The sequence below is a fragment of the Oceaniradius stylonematis genome (assembly GCF_003149475.2).
GTDB lineage: Bacteria > Pseudomonadota > Alphaproteobacteria > Rhizobiales > Rhizobiaceae > Roseitalea > Roseitalea stylonematis.
Genome location: NZ_QFWV02000001.1, coordinates 240,080 through 256,424, shown reverse-complemented (window position 1 = coordinate 256,424; position 16,345 = coordinate 240,080). Strand labels below are relative to the sequence as shown.

Annotated in this window: 12 protein-coding genes; 8 read left to right on the top strand and 4 right to left on the bottom strand. The window is 65.6% G+C overall.

Features of this window, described 5'->3' with window-relative positions; genetic code table 11:
- Positions 1 to 87 precede the first annotated feature (87 nt).
- The 3 genes from DEM25_RS01225 to DEM25_RS01215 all read left to right on the top strand — a co-directional run bounded on the left by DEM25_RS01225 (position 88) and on the right by DEM25_RS01215 (position 2,654).
- Positions 88 to 1,350, top strand: coding sequence for a polyhydroxyalkanoate depolymerase (locus tag DEM25_RS01225; protein ID WP_109766721.1), 1,263 nt, complete (start codon positions 88 to 90; stop codon positions 1,348 to 1,350).
- Between the two features lie 21 nt (positions 1,351 to 1,371).
- Positions 1,372 to 1,899, top strand: a complete 528-nt coding sequence (locus tag DEM25_RS01220) for a GNAT family N-acetyltransferase (RefSeq protein ID WP_109766722.1) — start codon at positions 1,372 to 1,374, stop codon at positions 1,897 to 1,899.
- A 140-nt stretch (positions 1,900 to 2,039) separates the two neighbouring features.
- Positions 2,040 to 2,654: a transglutaminase-like cysteine peptidase gene (locus tag DEM25_RS01215; protein ID WP_109766723.1), complete on the top strand. Its 615-nt coding sequence runs from the start codon at positions 2,040 to 2,042 to the stop codon at positions 2,652 to 2,654.
- Between the two features lie 50 nt (positions 2,655 to 2,704).
- Here DEM25_RS01215 and DEM25_RS17855 read toward each other — a convergent pair whose 3' ends face one another.
- Positions 2,705 to 2,842 carry a hypothetical protein gene (locus DEM25_RS17855; RefSeq protein WP_196780233.1) on the bottom strand — a complete coding sequence of 46 codons (138 nt, stop codon included), beginning with the start codon at positions 2,840 to 2,842 and terminating at the stop codon, positions 2,705 to 2,707.
- 193 nt (positions 2,843 to 3,035) lie between these two features.
- The gene (gene mbfA / locus DEM25_RS01210; RefSeq protein ID WP_109766847.1) at positions 3,036 to 4,019 is read right to left on the bottom strand and encodes an iron exporter MbfA; all 984 of its coding nucleotides are present in this window, start codon (positions 4,017 to 4,019) and stop codon (positions 3,036 to 3,038) included.
- 181 nt (positions 4,020 to 4,200) lie between these two features.
- Between mbfA and DEM25_RS01205 the strand changes: the two genes are divergently transcribed.
- Positions 4,201 to 5,043, top strand: coding sequence for a C40 family peptidase (locus DEM25_RS01205; protein WP_109766724.1), 843 nt, complete (start codon positions 4,201 to 4,203; stop codon positions 5,041 to 5,043).
- Positions 5,044 to 5,167: 124 nt separating this feature from the next.
- Positions 5,168 to 5,533: an SH3 domain-containing protein gene (locus tag DEM25_RS01200; protein ID WP_158585132.1), complete on the top strand. Its 366-nt coding sequence runs from the start codon at positions 5,168 to 5,170 to the stop codon at positions 5,531 to 5,533.
- A 97-nt stretch (positions 5,534 to 5,630) separates the two neighbouring features.
- Here the strand turns inward: DEM25_RS01200 and DEM25_RS01195 are convergent, their stop codons facing one another.
- Positions 5,631 to 7,181, bottom strand: coding sequence for a ComEC/Rec2 family competence protein (locus DEM25_RS01195; RefSeq protein WP_109766726.1), 1,551 nt, complete (start codon positions 7,179 to 7,181; stop codon positions 5,631 to 5,633).
- Positions 7,182 to 7,377: 196 nt separating this feature from the next.
- Here DEM25_RS01195 and lepA point away from each other — a divergent pair, with 196 nt between their 5' ends.
- From lepA to DEM25_RS01175, 3 genes are all read left to right on the top strand, one after another.
- Complete coding sequence (gene lepA / locus DEM25_RS01190; protein ID WP_109766848.1) at positions 7,378 to 9,186, top strand: translation elongation factor 4; 1,809 nt, start codon at positions 7,378 to 7,380, stop codon at positions 9,184 to 9,186.
- A gap of 1,121 nt (positions 9,187 to 10,307) precedes the next feature.
- The gene (locus tag DEM25_RS01180; protein WP_109766729.1) at positions 10,308 to 10,466 is read left to right on the top strand and encodes a Flp family type IVb pilin; all 159 of its coding nucleotides are present in this window, start codon (positions 10,308 to 10,310) and stop codon (positions 10,464 to 10,466) included.
- Between the two features lie 190 nt (positions 10,467 to 10,656).
- Positions 10,657 to 12,879 carry an AGE family epimerase/isomerase gene (locus DEM25_RS01175; protein ID WP_196780232.1) on the top strand — a complete coding sequence of 741 codons (2,223 nt, stop codon included), beginning with the start codon at positions 10,657 to 10,659 and terminating at the stop codon, positions 12,877 to 12,879.
- Here DEM25_RS01175 and DEM25_RS01170 read toward each other — a convergent pair.
- On the bottom strand, positions 12,867 to 16,241 hold the full coding sequence (locus DEM25_RS01170) for an SIS domain-containing protein (protein WP_158585131.1): 3,375 nt from the start codon (positions 16,239 to 16,241) through the stop codon (positions 12,867 to 12,869). The genes DEM25_RS01175 and DEM25_RS01170 overlap by 13 nt on opposite strands.
- Positions 16,242 to 16,345: the final 104 nt, after the last annotated feature.

Genomic DNA, 16,345 nt, shown 5'->3' with positions numbered 1-16,345 from the left:
TCGATTTAATGTTGCCATGCACAAGAAGCGGCCTGCATAAAGACCCTATGAGAAGCCGCCGCACGGCCCATGAGGAGAGGACGACAGGTGTTCTATCATTTGTATGAACTGAATCATGCCGTGATGCAGCCATGGCGCGCCGCCGCCGACGCGACCCGGCTGTTCTACCAGAACCCGCTCAACCCGGTTTCCCGCACGCGCTACGGCCGCACCGTCGCCGCCTGGGCCGAGGTTTTCGAGCGCACCACGCGCCGCTACGGCAAGCCGGCCTTCGATCTCGACGAGACCGTGATCGACGCCAAGCAGGTGCCGGTGGTGGAAAACACCGTCTGGTCCAAGCCGTTCTGCAATCTGGTGCATTTCCAGCGCGATCTCGCCAAGCCGCGCCCGTCCGACCCGCGCGTTCTGCTGGTCGCGCCCATGTCGGGGCACTATGCGACGCTGCTGCGCGGCACGGTCGAACGCTTCCTGCCGGAAGCCGAGGTCTACATCACCGACTGGGTCGATGCGCGCCACGTGCCCATGTCCGAGGGCCATTTCGATCTGGACGACTATATCGACTATCTGATCGAGATGCTGAACCATCTTGGCCCCGACACGCACATTGTCGGCGTTTGCCAGCCATCGGTTCCGGTGCTGTCGGCGGTCTCGGTGATGGAGCAGCATGGCAGCCCCAATTCGCCGACCTCGATGACGCTGATGGGCGGTCCGATCGACACGCGCTGCAATCCTACCGCCGTCAACCAGCTGGCCGAGGAAAAGGACCTCGACTGGTTCCGCGACAATGTCATCATGCATGTGCCGTTTCCCAATCCGGGATTCGGCCGGCCCGTCTATCCGGGCTTTCTGCAGCTGACCGGCTTCATGTCGATGAACATGGACCGGCACATGATCGCGCAGAAGGACTTCTTCATGCATCTGGTGCGCGACGATGGCGATTCGGCCGAAAAGCACCGCGAGTTCTACGACGAGTATCTCGCCGTCATGGACCTGACGGCGGAATTCTATCTCCAGACCGTCGAGACCGTCTTCATCGAGCATGCACTGCCCAAGGGCACGATGACCCATCGCGGCGAGCCCGTCGATCCGGGCGCCATCAGCCGCGTGGCGCTGTTCACCGTCGAAGGCGAGAATGACGACATCACCGGACGCGGCCAGACCAGGGCCGCACATGCGTTGTGCACCGGCCTGCCGGAAAACATGAAGGTTCATTACGAGCAGCCGCGCGTCGGCCATTACGGCGTCTTCAACGGCTCGCGCTTCCGCACCGAGGTCGCCCCGCGCATGCTGAACTTCATGCGCGCCCAGTCCAATGTCAAACGCCGCGGCAAGATCAGGGCCGTCGCCTGATCGCGTTTCGTCTGACTGTTCATGACCGCATCCGTCGCGATCCGTCCGGGCGCGCCCGACGACCGCAACGGCATCGAGGCGCTCTATCCCGATGCCTTTCCGGACGAGGATCTGCTGCCGGTGGTTCGCAAGCTGCTGGACATGCCGTCCGGCGTCCTGTCGCTGGTGGCGGTGGAGGACGGCGCGCTCGTCGGACATGTCATCTTCACCGATTGCGGCCTCAGCGATGCCGATGCGCGCCTTGCGCTCCTCGGTCCGCTCGGCGTCGCATCCGCACGGCAGGGGCAGGGGATCGGCAGCGCGCTCGTCCGCGATGGCCGCGAAAGGCTGAGACAGGCCGGCATCACCCATGTCTTCGTCCTGGGCGATCCCGCCTATTACGCCCGCTTCGGCTTTGCCCCCGAGACCGGCGTCGCAACGCCGTTCGAACTGCCTGTCTCATGGCGGGACGCATGGCAGTCGCTCGCCCTTGCCGCCGCCGCCAGGCCGCCGCGCGGCATGCTTTCGGTGCCCGAGCCCTGGAACGACCCCGCCCTTTGGGCACCCTGACCGTCCATCGCCCCCAACCGTTAACCATGTCACCGACCCGTGAACCTATGCCCGTTGCCGGTCGCCGGCCCGCGTGATTAACTGTTTGTTAACCGGTGAGACCCCGCCGGCGAACGGGACAGGGAGTGGGGCGCGTGCGTATGCGTTTCGGGTGGATTGCCGCGGTTTCCGCGGGCTTGGCGGCGTTGGCCGGACCGGCCGATGCCGGCGCGATGAAGACCGGCGGACTGACCTCCCAGCCGATCGGCCATTACGAGTTCTGCCGCCTTTACACCGAAGAATGCCGCCAGAAGCGCGGTTCCTACAAGCCGATCACCATCACGCGCGAGATCTGGGCGCAGATCCTCAACGTCAATTCGGCGGTCAACATGGTGATCGAACCGCGCAGCGACATGGACATTTACGGCCGCGAGGAGGTGTGGACCTTTCCCGACGCGGCCGGCGATTGCGAGGACTATGTGCTGCTCAAGCGGCAGATGCTGATCGGCCAGGGATTGCCGCCCTCGGGCCTTCTGATCACCGTCGTGCGCAAGCCCGATGGTGAGGGGCACGCGGTGCTGACGGTGCGCACCGACCGCGGCGACTTCGTCCTCGACAATCTCAGGTCCGAGGTCCGGCTCTGGAGCGACACCGAGTACACCTATCTCAAGCGCCAGTCCGAGCGTCATGCCGGGCACTGGGTGTCGATCGAGATGCCCGACCGGATGGTCGTCGGATCGGTCGAACCCGCCGCGCCGACCGTCTCCGCGCGCTGATCCCTGGCAGCCGCGAGGTGCGGCGATCGTTTCCGTTCTTCGGTCCGTGATCAGCCGGCGTCGATCAGGTTGACGCCGCCGCGCCGCGCGCAGGCCGGGCCGGGGCCGCGCATATAGTGGCGCTCGGGCTGGTAGCTCGGCCAGATGAACTCGCGGATGGACCGGATTTGGACTTCGATGGCACGCATTGGTCTTGTCCCCTTTCTGACGGCGCCCCTGCCGTGTGCGATGGGTCCAAGACTAGCCCGCTACAGATGAATTCGGCGTGAACGGATCACCCGATTCGACGCCCTCCGAACCACCCGAACCCGCAATGCAACCACTATCGTTCATCTTGGTTAATGCCGCATTAACCTCCGGGCGCCGCTGCCCGCGCGGCGGCTAAGCATTGCCGATCAGCATGCCGGCGGCGAAGACCAGCGCGCCGCCCAGCACCACCTGGAAGATCGCCCGTCCCCACGGCGTTTCCATGAAGCGGTTCTGCGTCCAGGTGATCGCCCACAGTTCGATGACGACGATGACCATGGCGATGATCGTCGCGGTCCAGAAATGCGGGATCAGATAGGGCAGCGCATGGCCTAGGCCGCCGACGGTCGTCATGATGCCGGTTGCCAGCCCGCGCTTGATCGGCGAGCCGCGCCCGGAAATCACGCCGTCGTCGGAGGCCACCTCGGTGAAGCCCATCGAAATGCCCGCGCCGACCGAGGCGGCAAGGCCGACCAGGAAAGTCGTCCATGTGTCCTGGGTGGCGAACGCGGTGGCGAAGATCGGCGCCAGCGTCGATACCGATCCGTCCATCAGCCCGGCGAGACCGGGCTGCACATAGGTCAGAATGAACTGCTTGCGCTCGGCATCGTCCTCCTCCTGGCGCGCATCCTCTGGCAGATGCTCGGCTTCCAACTGCACCGCCTTTTGCTCGTGCCCGCTCTCGGCGAGCGCCAGATCGCCGAGCAGCGCCCGCGTGTCCGCATCCGTGCACTGCTGCGCCGCGCGATGATAAAAGCGCTGCGCCTGCGCCTCCATCTCGGCGGCCTGGCCGCGCACCTTGTCGAGACCCAGCGGACGCACCAGCCAGTCCGGCTTGCGGTCGTAATAGCCGCGCACATGTTCGCGCCGGATCAGCGGAATGGTGTCGCCGAAGCGCTTCTTGTGCAATTCGATCAGCCGGGTGCGGTGCTCGCCTTCCTCGGCGGCCATGTCCTCGAAGATCTTCGCTGATTGCGGATAGTCCTCGCGCAACCCGTCCGCATAGGCCAGGTAGATGCGCGCATCGTCCTCTTCCGACGAGATCGCAAGCGCAAGCACTTCCTGTTCGGAAAGGGACGAGAAGTCGCGCCGGTTGGATACGAAGAATTTGTTGAGCATGGAAATCACCAATTTGGAATAATTCTAAACTAAGCCTTTCGCGCTCCGGGGGCAAGCCGCGCAACGCCACGCGCCGCCACAAATTTGCTCACGCCAATGTGCATCGGGTTTAAGCAAGGTTTCACCGAAGCGGTGATAGGCTGTTTCGGCGACAGGGCGCATGCGGTGTGGGCGCAATGAGATGACCGAACAGCGCGATACGATATTGGACAACATCGGGCACTGGCTGGCGGGCCGGCTGGAAGCGGAATCATCGGGCTACAGGCCCTACACGCCGTCCGATCCGCACACGCTTTACCGCACGCTGGAGCCGGGCGACGTGCTGCTGGTCGAGGGCAACCGGCAGATTTCGGCGGCGATCAAATATCTGACCCAGTCGACCTGGAGCCATGCGGCGCTCTATGTCGGCGACGCGATCGACGAGGTCGACGCCTCGGGCCGCCGCAGGCGCCTGGTCGAGGTCAATCTGGGCACGGGCTGCACCGCCGAGCCGCTGGAGAAATACGAGACCTACAACACGCGCATCTGCCGGCCCGTCGGCCTGACGCCGTCCGACCGGCAGGTCGTCGTCGATTTCATGATCGGCAAGATCGGCCTGAAATACGACAACAAGAACATCCTGGACATGCTGCGCTATTTCCTGCCGACGCCGCCGGTTCCGGTGCGCTGGCGCCGCCGCATGATCCAGTTCGGTTCGGGCGATCCCACCCGCGCCATCTGTTCGACGCTGATCGCCCAGGCGTTCCAGGAGATCCGTTACCCGATCCTGCCCGAAATCACGCTGGCCAGGGGGCGCGCCCGTGCCGTCTCGGACTATTCGCGCCGCGAGATCATGCATATCCGCCATCACTCGCTGTTCACGCCGCGCGACTTCGATTCCTCGCCCTATTTCGAGATCGTCAAGCCGACCCTGCGTTTCGGCTTCGACTACAAGCGTCTTCAGTGGCGCGAACCGTCCAAACCCGGCGACGCGGCGCCCGAAGCCGCAACACCGCCGGCCGAGCCGGTCGCCATGCGCCGCTGAGCGCGATCCGAAGCGTACTTGACCGCCGTCAATGCACAGGCCCCCGCACGGGTCTTCAGTGCCGCCGCCGGCAGCCGGTGGCGCGCCGGCCCGTGACACGAGCCACCGCATCGGGAGACAGATGATGAAAGCGCACCGATCCCTGAACACCCTTGTCGCCGCGACCGTTCTGGCGCTTGGCGGACTGTCCGCAAGCGTGCCGGCCCAGGCCGGCGACTGCACCGGCCATATCGTCGGGGTGCGGCCGATCAGCCAGTACAACCACGCCGCAGGAAACGGGTTTCTCGCCGTGCGCAGCGGGCCGGGATCGGGTTACCAGCAGATCGGCGAATTCTACCTGGGCGACGAGATCGCCGTGTGGGACCGCCGCGGCAACTGGTATGCGGCCATGTGCATGTCGGGCCGCTGCAACAACCCGCTTTGGGCACAGCCCAGCGCACAAGGCTGGGTCTACGGCAAGTACGTCTCGGTCGGCGGCGTTTGCCCGTAGGAAAGCCTGCTCGCGGCACGTGTGCATAAAGCGCACTATCTGACCGTTTCGATCAGGGCGTCTGGTGCTGCCGCCGGCAGCGCCGGCCGTGGTCCGGTCAGTGGGAAGTCAGGCCGCCCGTGGGAACCCACTCGTCGTGGGCGCCCTGGCGGAACCCGTAGCGCTGCCAGGACTGTTTGCCCCGGGGCGACTCCAGTTTGAAGGAGATCTCCATATGGTGACCGTCGGTCCGCACCGTGATCGCGCCATAGACGCCGACATTGCGCTGCTGGATGAATTTCGTCAGCCGCGCGCGTTCCTGCCGCAACTTTTTCCTGTCGGCGTCCGATGTCGTCGGGGCTTCGATCTTCTTGTTCAGCAAAGCGAGCTTCTTGAAGTCGGCCGCACGGCCTTCCTCGCGCGTCGATCGCAGCAGTTCCGTACACAGCAGAAGAGGGGCATCGCCCCGGCCGAACTTGCCCAGCCGCCCCAGAAGGTCCGGTCGCGGATGGGCATGGCTTTCCTCGTCACCCGACGAAATCACGAAGGCAAACGGGTTGACGGCCTTGAGCAACTCGTCGGTGACGTCGTTCGAGCCGTGATGGCAGCTCTTCATGACGTCCGCCGACAGCCGGGTGCTGGCCTGCGGCACGGCGTCCGCCAGCGCCTGCGCGTCTCCGATCCCGCCATAGTGCCGCAGCAGAAAGTCCTCGGCGGGCGCGTTCAGGTCGCCCCCGAAGAACAGCTTGAACGATCTGAGCGTCAGCCGCAGCAGCACGGAGTGCCCGTTCTTTGTCTTGCCGGTGTTCTTGGCCGACGAGCCGATTCCGTCGCCGAACCAGCGCAGACGGTCGTTGCCAGCCGCGTCGCGCTCGACCACCGGACCGATGACTTCGATGGCAACGTCCCGCCCGGAGCTCGGCGCAAAGCCGGGGATCCACTGGCGCCCGGCCTCGGACTCGCCATGCTCGGTCGACAGCATTTCGATCTGGCCGACGCGGCCGCTCGTCATCGCCGTGTGCAAAAGCCTTGGATACCATTTCCGGCCCCGCACCGCCGGATCGCCATACAGCGTGCGCACCGCCGTGTCCGACGCGACGATGCCGGTCAGATATCGCCCGCTCGCATCGGTCGGCCCGAGCAGATCGTTGCCGGTGCGCTCCATCAGACCGTTGTGATAGATGCGGTCGAATTCGATGTTCTTGTGCGAGAAGATCTTCTGGAAGCCACGATAGTGGTCGGCATCGGGATGCGTGATGATCGCCGCGTGGAACCGGAATGCCCTCTTTAGCTTGCCGAAGCGCCAACGCAGGAAGCCGAACATGTTGTCGGATATGCCGGCGTCGATGACCATGATCCGTTCGCGCTCATGGTCCGCCGCACCCGCATCCGTGCGCGCTTCCGGCGAAACGACGACGCAGCCGTCGCCCTGGCCGACATCGAGAAACATGACCTCCAGCGGACGTTCGGTGGCAATGTCCTCGACCGGCAGGAAGTAGCGTTTGCTGCCCCATTTTATCTTCGCCCATCCATCCTGGTCGATCGATTCGATGTTGAGGAAATCGCCCCAGCGGACATCCCTTGCGCGGGCGCCGCGGGCCCTGCTCTTTTTGGAGTAGAGCCAGGTTGGACCGCTTTTCTCGTTTCGTTTTACAAAGCCGGTGTTCATGGGGGCTCCCGAAAGAAAAGAAAATACGTGGAACATCATAGCAGATCGGGTCCATTATTGGCAGTCGCCAAGAATTGGCGAGACGGATCCGATGATCCGTACCGGCGGTGCGCTGCCCCTGGGCATGCGGCCCCGCCGCCGTCCCAGCATCGCGATTCCGCTTTCCCGGCAAGGCGTTCGCCCCTATATCAGCGCCATGACCAAGACCCCGCGTTCCCACATCCGCAATTTCTCCATCGTCGCCCATATCGACCATGGCAAATCGACGCTCGCCGACCGGCTGATCCAGATGACCGGCTCGCTGGAAGAGCGCGAGATGAAGGACCAGGTGCTCGATGCGATGGACATCGAGCGCGAGCGCGGCATCACCATCAAGGCCAACACCGTCCGGCTCGAATATGACGCGGCGGACGGCGAGCACTATGTGCTCAACCTGATCGACACGCCCGGCCATGTGGATTTCGCCTACGAGGTCTCGCGGTCGCTCGCCGCCTGCGAGGGCTCGCTTCTGGTGGTCGACGCCTCACAGGGCGTCGAGGCGCAGACGCTCGCCAACGTCTATCAGGCGATCGACAACGACCATGAGATCGTCACCGTCCTCAACAAGGTCGACCTGCCCGCCGCCGACATCGACCGTGTCAAGGCGCAGGTCGAGGAGGTGATCGGGCTCGATGCGTCCGACGCCGTCGAGATTTCCGCCAAGACCGGCCAGGGCATCGACCAAGTGCTCGAAGCGATCGTCACCCGCCTGCCCGCGCCGCCCGAAGGCGAGGGCGCCGAGCCGCTCAAGGCGCTTCTGGTCGACTCATGGTACGACGCCTATCTCGGCGTCGTCGTCCTCGTGCGCATCATCGACGGCCGGATGAAACGCGGCCAGACGATCCGCATGATCGGCACGGACGCCAGGTATCAGGTCGACCGCGTCGGCGTGCTGACGCCCAAGCTCGTCACCGTGCCCGAGCTCGGCCCCGGCGAGATCGGCGTCTTCACGGCATCCATCAAGGAAGTGGCCGACACCCGCGTCGGCGACACCATCACCGAGGACAAGCGCCCCACCGCCGTGGCGCTGCCCGGCTTCAAGCCGGCCCAGCCGGTCGTCTTCTGCGGCCTGTTTCCGGTCGATGCCGCCGATTTCGAGGATCTGCGCGCCGCCATCGGCAAGCTGCGCCTCAACGATGCGAGCTTTTCCTACGAGATGGAGACCAGTGCCGCGCTCGGTTTCGGATTCCGCTGCGGCTTTTTGGGCCTTCTGCATCTCGAGATCATCCAGGAGCGGCTGGCGCGCGAATTCGATCTCGACCTGATCGCCACCGCGCCGTCGGTCGTCTACCGCATGACGCTGACCGACGGCACGGTCACCGAACTGCACAACCCCGCCGACATGCCCGACGTGGTCAAGATCGCGACCATCGAGGAGCCGTGGATCAAGGCGACCATCATGACGCCGGACGATTATCTGGGCGCCATATTGCAGCTCTGTCAGGAGCGGCGCGGCATCCAGACCGACCTTGCCTATGTCGGCAGCCGCGCCATGGTCACCTATGAGCTGCCGTTGAACGAAGTCGTGTTCGATTTCTACGACCGGCTCAAATCGATCTCCAAGGGTTATGCTTCGTTCGACTACCAGATCGACGGCTATCGCGAGGGCGATCTGGTGCGCATGTCCATCCTCGTCAACGAGGAGCCGGTCGACGCGCTGTCCATGCTGGTGCACCGCTCGGCGGCCGAAAAGCGCGGCCGCGTCATGTGCGAAAAGCTCAAGGACCTGATCCCGCGCCACATGTTCAAGATCCCCATCCAGGCGGCGATCGGCGGCAAGGTGATCGCCCGCGAAACCATCTCGGCGATGCGCAAGGACGTGACCGCGAAATGCTATGGCGGCGACGTGACGCGGAAACGCAAGCTGCTGGAAAAGCAGAAGGAGGGGAAGAAGAAGATGCGCCAGTTCGGCCGCGTCGAGATTCCCCAGGAAGCGTTCATCCAGGTGCTGAAGGTGGATGGGTAGGGCTGCCCAAACCGTCTTGCCGCCCCTGCCTGCGTCATCCCTGGGCTTGACCCCGGGATCCATTCCTGCGGCCTTGACGATCGAGCGCTCGGAACACACCGGATTCTATCGCCAAGAGAGTCGGCGTTGACGATGAGGCGCGAGGCGCGCGCGCGGCCGGTTTGATCGTGACGGTCAGTCACGCGTTTGTTTCTGGGCAAACCGGCGGACCAGCCGGAATGGATCCCTGTGACAAGCACAGGGATGACGGTGGATGGATTCCCATCACAGACTTACCCCCCTTCCCCCAAACCGCCCTTACACTCCCCGCCATCCCCTTCGCGGAAACCCGGCGGCGTACCGTGCCGGCGGGGAAGGGGACGATGGCGCGGTTGGCGGTGCAGAGGTGCCCCGCTGGGCGATGAGCCCCCAAGCCGCGTTTGGCCCCGCAGCATCCTTGATGCTGCGGAAAGGTTCCAAACGCCACCATTTGAATCGCCTGCAAGCTTTCCGGATCGGCCGAGCCGATCCGGGCGCAGGCGTGCGGAATGAAGATGTGCGGCGTCCGTTCGTGCCTGCCATCGGCCAGACCCGGCCGGCGGTCAGGGATGGGCGGGGCCGGCCGAACCCTCCCGGCGTTGCGGGTCTGCGACGCTCGGGCCGGGTACGGCGGCTGCGGCAGGGCGCAAGCCTCGCGTCGGCGCCCCATATTACGATCACCGCAAGCCCGTCGAACGGGCGGTCCGGCGACCGCACCCAACATAGCAATGCGCGGTTTCCGGATCGCCCGTTGGTCCTTCCATTGCGCTCACGCCACTCCCGCTGGCGCGGGACGGCTGCGCGTGCGCGCCGAAACGGCGGCGGTGATGGGGTCCCCGCCAGCGAGCGCGTCAGCGCGACGCTTAAGGGCGGGGCGGAGAAGATCGCGCTTGCGGGCTGCGCCCGTCGGCGGTGGGGCGTCGCAGGCAAGCAAGGCGGTCAGAAGCCGCCGGATCAACCCTTTCTTCACCATGGCGGCGTTTACCAATGCGAAACCCTAAAGCTTAAGCGGCTGGCAATGGGCCCCGTGTAGGTTGGCGTTACTGATCGGGCCGGAGAGAAACCCGACAGAGTGCTGTTTGACACGAGTAAGGAGCTCACCAATGTTTGCACGTTTTCTGAAAGACGAGTCGGGTGCGACTGCCATCGAATACGGTCTGATCGCTGCTCTGATCGCTGTTGCCATCATCACCGGCGCAACGGCCCTGGGTACCGAACTGAACGCCAAGTTCGACGAAATCTCCTCGGAGCTCGCTGGCTGATAACGGCCATCGTGCTGAGGCCGCGAGCCTCGCCACAGGGATTTCGACCCAACAAGAAGACGGCCCGCTCGACCGAGCGGGCCGCTTTGCTTTGAGCGCCGCAGGCGCGGTCGGCCATCGCGCGCGACCTTGCCAATGCCGGGCCGCCGTTCTACGCAACACCGGCTTTTCATCGAAAAAGGGGCGATCGGTGTCGGCCACGATCCCGCGAGTCATCCCGGTCATCTTGTGCGGCGGCGCGGGCTCGCGCCTGTGGCCGATGTCGCGCGACGACAAGCCCAAACAGTTCCATGCGCTGGCCGGCGATGCCAGTCTGTTGCGCCAGACGCTGGCGCGCATGCCGCAGGGCATCGTCGACGATGTCGCGTTCGGCGCGCCCTGCGTCATCGGCAGCGCCGCGCTGGCGCCGCTGCTTGAAGCCGAACTGGCCGGCACGGGTGATTTCCGTTTGGTGCTGGAGCCGGCGATCCGCGACACGGCCGCCGCGATCGCCGCAATCACCGCGCTGCACGAAGCGGGCCCGGGCGATGATCTGCTGCTCGTCGTGCCGTCCGACGCGCTGATCGAGGATCACGCCGCCTTCCGCACCGCCGTGGCCCGGGCGGCGCGCACCGCGGCGGCCACCGATGCGATCATGTTGCTCGGCATCGCGCCGACCCGGCCGGAAACCCAGTACGGATACATCGAGACGGGCGAACCGCTGGGCGAGGGGCACGCCGTGCGCCGGTTTCGCGAAAAGCCTGACGCGGACACCGCGCGGCACTATATCCATCAGGGCGGTTTTCTGTGGAATGCCGGCATGTTCCTGTTCCGGCCCGGCCGCATGGCGGAGGCCTTCAGAAAGCATCAGCCGCAGATATGGGATTGCGCATCGCAGGCCGTGCGCGCCGCGCGGATCGACGGCTGCAGGCTGTGGCTCGATGCGCCGTCCTTTTCGGCCGCCGAAAAACTGTCGGTCGACTACGCCATCATGGAAAAGGCGGACAATATCGGCGTGGTGCGGGCCGGTTTCGACTGGGACGATCTGGGTTCCTGGGCCCAGCTCCACGATCACGCGCCAAAGGATGACAAGGGCAATGCGCTCGACGGGGACATTATCGCCGTCGACAGCGCCGGCAACCACATTCGCGCGCGCGATGCCATCGTCGCTGTCGCCGGCGTCGACGATCTGGTGGTGGTTGCCGAAGACAACAAGGTGCTCGTGACCCGCCGGGACCGCACGCATCTTGTCAAGGACGTGACGGCTCTTTTCAAGGAGCGGTTCGTCGGCTCTGTCGCCCATGACCGCTCCGAGGCCGCAATCCGGCGATGGCTGTTCGACGCATGTCTGCCGTTCTGGGCCGGACCCGGCATCGATGACGTCCATGGCGGTGTGCATGAGGGCCTCGGCCTCGATGGCGCGCCGGGCACATATGCCTCCAAGAGGATGCGCGTGCTGCCGCGCCAGATCTACAGCTTCGTCCATGCAGGGGCGCTGGGCTGGAACAATGCGCCCGGCGGCCTGCTCGAAACCCTGTTCGAAACGCTCGTGTCAACGGCCTGGGACACCACCGATGGCGGCTGGATCCACCGCTTCAACCCGGACGGAACCGTGCAGGACGGCCGGCGCGACACCTACGATCAGGCCTTCGTGCTGCTGGCGCTGGCGTGGCTCCACAAGGCCGGCGGGTTTGACGATGCCCGCGCATGGGCCGACCGGACGCTCGACTTCATGGATGCCCGCCTCGCCGATCGCCGCCATGGCGGTTTTGTTGAAGACACGTCCGGCAGCGCGCCGCGGCGCGCCAATCCGCACATGCACATGCTCGAAGCCATGCTCGCCTGGTATGACGCGACGGGTGAGACCGGATTTCTCGATCGCGCCGAAGCGATGGTCGAACTGTTCGACGCCCGCTTTTTCGATGCGGCAGCGGGCACGGTGCGCGAGTTTTTCGCCGACGATTGGACGCCGCTGTCTGACGATCCGGCGCACACCGCCGTCGAGCCGGGCCATCACTATGAATGGGCATGGCTGCTTCTGCGCTTTGCGGACAGACGGTCAAGGCCGGGGCTTGAGGACAAGGCACGCGTGCTGTTCGCGACCGCCCGCGCATTCGGCCATCATCCCGCGACGGGCGCGGTGGCCGACACCATGCGGCCCGATGGCGCCGGTCAGTCGGCAACGGCACGCTGCTGGCCACAGACCGAAGCGCTCAAGGCCGCCATCGCCCTTGAAAAGCGGGGCGTATCGGGCGCGACCGCGCTACGCCGGCAGATGATCGATGTGCTGTTCGATCACTATCTCGCCCAACCGGTCTCCGGTGGCTGGGTCGATGCGATCGATCCGAACGGCAAACCAATCGCCGCCGACATGCCGGCGAGCACGCTCTATCACGTCGTCTGCGCGCTGGCCGAACACCTTCAGGCGGATTGACGGCCCTCGTCCGTGCCGGGCACCAGGGTGCCGGGCCGGAAGGTTACGGTCAGCGGGTCCTCGCTGGCGAGGCGGCGCTGGAGCGCGGCATCGGCGTCGGCGCCAAGCGTCTGTTCCCAGTCGCGCAGCGTCGTGCGGTAGGTGCCAAGCGCGTTCATCACCGCCGTCTTGCGGTCGCGCGATGCGTGGGCAAGCATGGTAACCGACAGGCAGAGCACCTGCTCTGTCCCGGAGAAGGAAGCGCCTGTAACCGGCACGGCGATCACCGCTTCCCGCCCGATGAAGCCGCAGGCGGTCGCATTGGTGTCGAGCGCCGTGCCGATCACGCCGATGCCGGTTCGCTGTTCGCCGTAGCCGGAAAGCGCTTCGGGAGCGTTGGCGCCCGATGCAAGGCGCACCAGCGTCGTGCCTTGCGTTTCCTCGACATCGAGCAGCGTCGCCCATTCGATCCTGTCGATCAGACGCGACACCACGGCAAGCGTCTTGCGGTTGTCGAACGACATGCGGCTGTCGGCAAGCCCGAGCCCGGCGAGCGCATCGCGGATCGCCGATGACAGTGCATCCTCGGGGCGGCTCGTGCCGACCGTAACCGTCTTGGCCTGGTGGCGGATCGTATCGACGGGGCGCGAGGTCTCTTCGAACGCATCGCGGACGAGCGGCAGTGCGCCCTGCGCCAGCCCTGCGACATCGGACCCTTCGCGCATCCGCCGGGCAAGGCGCGCAATCTGCGCCAGGTGACTGGCGCCGAGACCCGAATTGAAGGCGCCGTCGGCCGCCTCGTCGACAAATGTTTCAAGGGCCGCCACGACCGCTTCCGGATCGGCGCTTTGTTCGCCCATCGCCACCAGCCCCAGTCCGGCAAGGATCGGCTTGAGCTTCTGCGCGCCCTCGTCGATGGCCTTGGCCGCGTGGAAGCCGAACAGATGGCCGGCCACCGTGGCCAGGACGAAGGCAAGATCGGCGCCGACATCGGGCAGCGCGATGACCCGTTCGGCATAACCGGCAAAGGCATCCGCATCGGCGCCCTTTGTGGCGAAGACGACCGGACGGCCATTGTGCGCCTTGAAGATCGCCGCTTCCTTGACGACGTCGCCGACCAGATCGCCCGGCAGATCGTTGGCGACCACCAGCGTCAGCGGCTCTGTCGACAGGTCGATGTGCTTTTTGTCCTCGGTGTAATCGACCGGGATCGACTTGTAGCAAAGCTCTGACAGCTTGATGCGGATTTCCAGCGCCGCCACGTGATTGACGCCCGAGCCGGTGACCGCCCAGTAGCGGGAATAGGGGGCAAGATCGCGGGCGCATTGGCCGATATGGGTTTCGTCCGCAAGGACCGCCGCGATGTGCCCGGGCAGCTTTTCCAGTTCGCCCATCTCGTAGGCCAGTTCCACATCGGTCATCGCGCCGAGCTGGGCGGCGAGAAACAGCGCGGTCAGCTTGCCGGCGGTGATCTGCGAATAGAACGCCTTGGTCGAGGCGACCGACATTTCCACGTCGCGCCCGTCGGATGTGTAGAGAACCGACTGCGCCTTGCGGACGAGATCGGAACTGCGCCGGTTGACGATCGCATGCACGAACGCGCCGCGCTCGCGGGCAAGGTCGACGGCACGGTTGGTGTCGGTCGTCGTGCCCGACTGCGAGACTGCGATCACCAGGGCCCGCTTGAAATCATAGGCGTCGATATCGGCCGACAGTTCCGACGAGCGCACCGCCTCGACCGGAATGCGCAGGCGGCTGTCCCGGGCGATGGCCTTTTCGACCAGATGGCCGATGCCGACCGCCGCCACGCCTGCCGTGCCCTGGCCGATCACATAGATCCGCGACAACCCGCCCTTGAGCGCTTCGCGCAATTCCGCCCAGATGTCGTAGGGCAGCTTGTCGAAGGCGACCAGGCCCTTTTCGCGCCGGAACCGGCCGCGCAGCGTCTTGGCGACGCTGGCCGGCCCGTCATGGATTTCCTTTTCGAGGAATGTGTCGAAATCGCCGCGATAGATGTCGCGCGCATAGATCTGGATCGGGTCATACTTGATCTTGGCCGGCGTGCCGTCATTGACGGTCCGCATGATCGCGTCGCCCCTGTTGGCATCGAGGTGGATCACTGAACCGCCGGCGACCGAGCGGGCAAGGTTGGCTGCCTCGCGGGCCGCGTTGCAAAGCCCGTAGCTCTCAGAGGCGAACATGAACCCGTCGGCAAGCCGGGCGGCGTAAAGGCCCTGGCCCGACCCCTTCTGCGCCAGAAGCGCTTCGCCGGGCATCATCGGGTCGATGCAGCCGACGGCCACCGAGCCGTCGAGCCGTCGCGTCGCGGCGCGGAACCGCTCCATCCGGTCGTCCGACGGTGCGTCGGCAAGCCGGTCGGCCAGCGGGATGACCTTGGCGTCGGTGGTGATCGCGGCGTCGACCGCGCTCTGCCGGTTGGTGACCAGTTCGGTCATCAGTTCGACGTGATTGTCCACATCCCCGTTGAGCGCATACATCGCACCGAGCGCGGCCTTGGCATCGCCGGGCGCGTCGCCGTTCAGGGACGGGTTGTGCGGATGGCAGTTGGCGACCGAGATGACGCCGTGCGAAGCCCAGCGCGTATGCGACAGGATCGACACGCGCCGTGCCCGGGATGCGAGCGCCCAGAAAAGGGAGTCATCGCGCAGCGCATCGCGCAGCGCGGCGCCATTGTCGCCGAGCCGGCCCACCAGATTGGCCGTCTTGTAGATGAAGGTGACGGTGGTTCCGCCGGCATCGCGCGGCGTCACATAGACCGCATCGTGTCCGGCATGGATGTCGGCCGCCCGGACCGTCAGCGCCCTGGCCTCGCTGTCGGGCAGCGAGCCAGGCGCCTCGGCGGGCACGTCCAGCTGGATGGCGATCCCGGCCGAATCCCGGCCGCGCACTTCCAGCCGGTCATTGGCCCGCAACACATATTCGGTGGCGATGGCCACATGAAGTGCGGTCGTCGTGTTCAGATCGATGCCGGGTCCGACCAGTCCGCGGGCGGTCGCCGCATGGTCGGCCAGCTCCGCCTCAAGCTGCCAGCCGAAGTCCCGCAGGCCCTCTATCAGCGGGTCGAGATCGGTGCGCCCGGCTTCCGACAGCGCAGTGAGCGCGGTCTCGTGCTCGCCGAGGCGGGCGGCAAGGCCGCGCAGCGCGGCCTCGAGATCGGCGTCCAGCGCCACCGCGCGCACGAAGCCGATCGCCATCATCTCGCCGAAGCGCTTCTTGAGCACGCCGATGACGTCGCCGAGCGTCCCGACCGCGCGGTCGCCTGCTCCGGCGCTGGCGATCTTGTCGGTCAGCTCGCTGACGAACCCGCTGTCGGGCAGGTCTGTGGAAAACTCGTCCGTCACGTATCCGGCGATGCCGCACATGGTCCTGATCCCCTCGCATGGTCCCGGCGGTGGTATGCGCCGCAGCCGAAATTGCTTTGAAACGCAGCGCACAGGAGGTGCAAGGGCGAATCGCCGCCACCTGG

What these genes read in the sequence shown, in the direction of transcription:
- DEM25_RS01220 (WP_109766722.1), top strand. Translation starts at nt 1,372, where the DNA reads ATGACCGCATCCGTCGCGATCCGTCCGGGCGCGCCCGACGACCGCAAC.
- DEM25_RS01215 (WP_109766723.1), top strand. Translation starts at nt 2,040, where the DNA reads ATGCGTTTCGGGTGGATTGCCGCGGTTTCCGCGGGCTTGGCGGCGTTG.
- DEM25_RS17855 (WP_196780233.1), bottom strand. Translation starts at nt 2,842, where the DNA reads ATGCGTGCCATCGAAGTCCAAATCCGGTCCATCCGCGAGTTCATCTGG.
- mbfA (WP_109766847.1), bottom strand. Translation starts at nt 4,019, where the DNA reads ATGCTCAACAAATTCTTCGTATCCAACCGGCGCGACTTCTCGTCCCTT.
- DEM25_RS01205 (WP_109766724.1), top strand. Translation starts at nt 4,201, where the DNA reads ATGACCGAACAGCGCGATACGATATTGGACAACATCGGGCACTGGCTG.
- DEM25_RS01200 (WP_158585132.1), top strand. Translation starts at nt 5,168, where the DNA reads ATGAAAGCGCACCGATCCCTGAACACCCTTGTCGCCGCGACCGTTCTG.
- DEM25_RS01195 (WP_109766726.1), bottom strand. Translation starts at nt 7,181, where the DNA reads ATGAACACCGGCTTTGTAAAACGAAACGAGAAAAGCGGTCCAACCTGG.
- lepA (WP_109766848.1), top strand. Translation starts at nt 7,378, where the DNA reads ATGACCAAGACCCCGCGTTCCCACATCCGCAATTTCTCCATCGTCGCC.
- DEM25_RS01180 (WP_109766729.1), top strand. Translation starts at nt 10,308, where the DNA reads ATGTTTGCACGTTTTCTGAAAGACGAGTCGGGTGCGACTGCCATCGAA.
- DEM25_RS01170 (WP_158585131.1), bottom strand. Translation starts at nt 16,241, where the DNA reads ATGTGCGGCATCGCCGGATACGTGACGGACGAGTTTTCCACAGACCTG.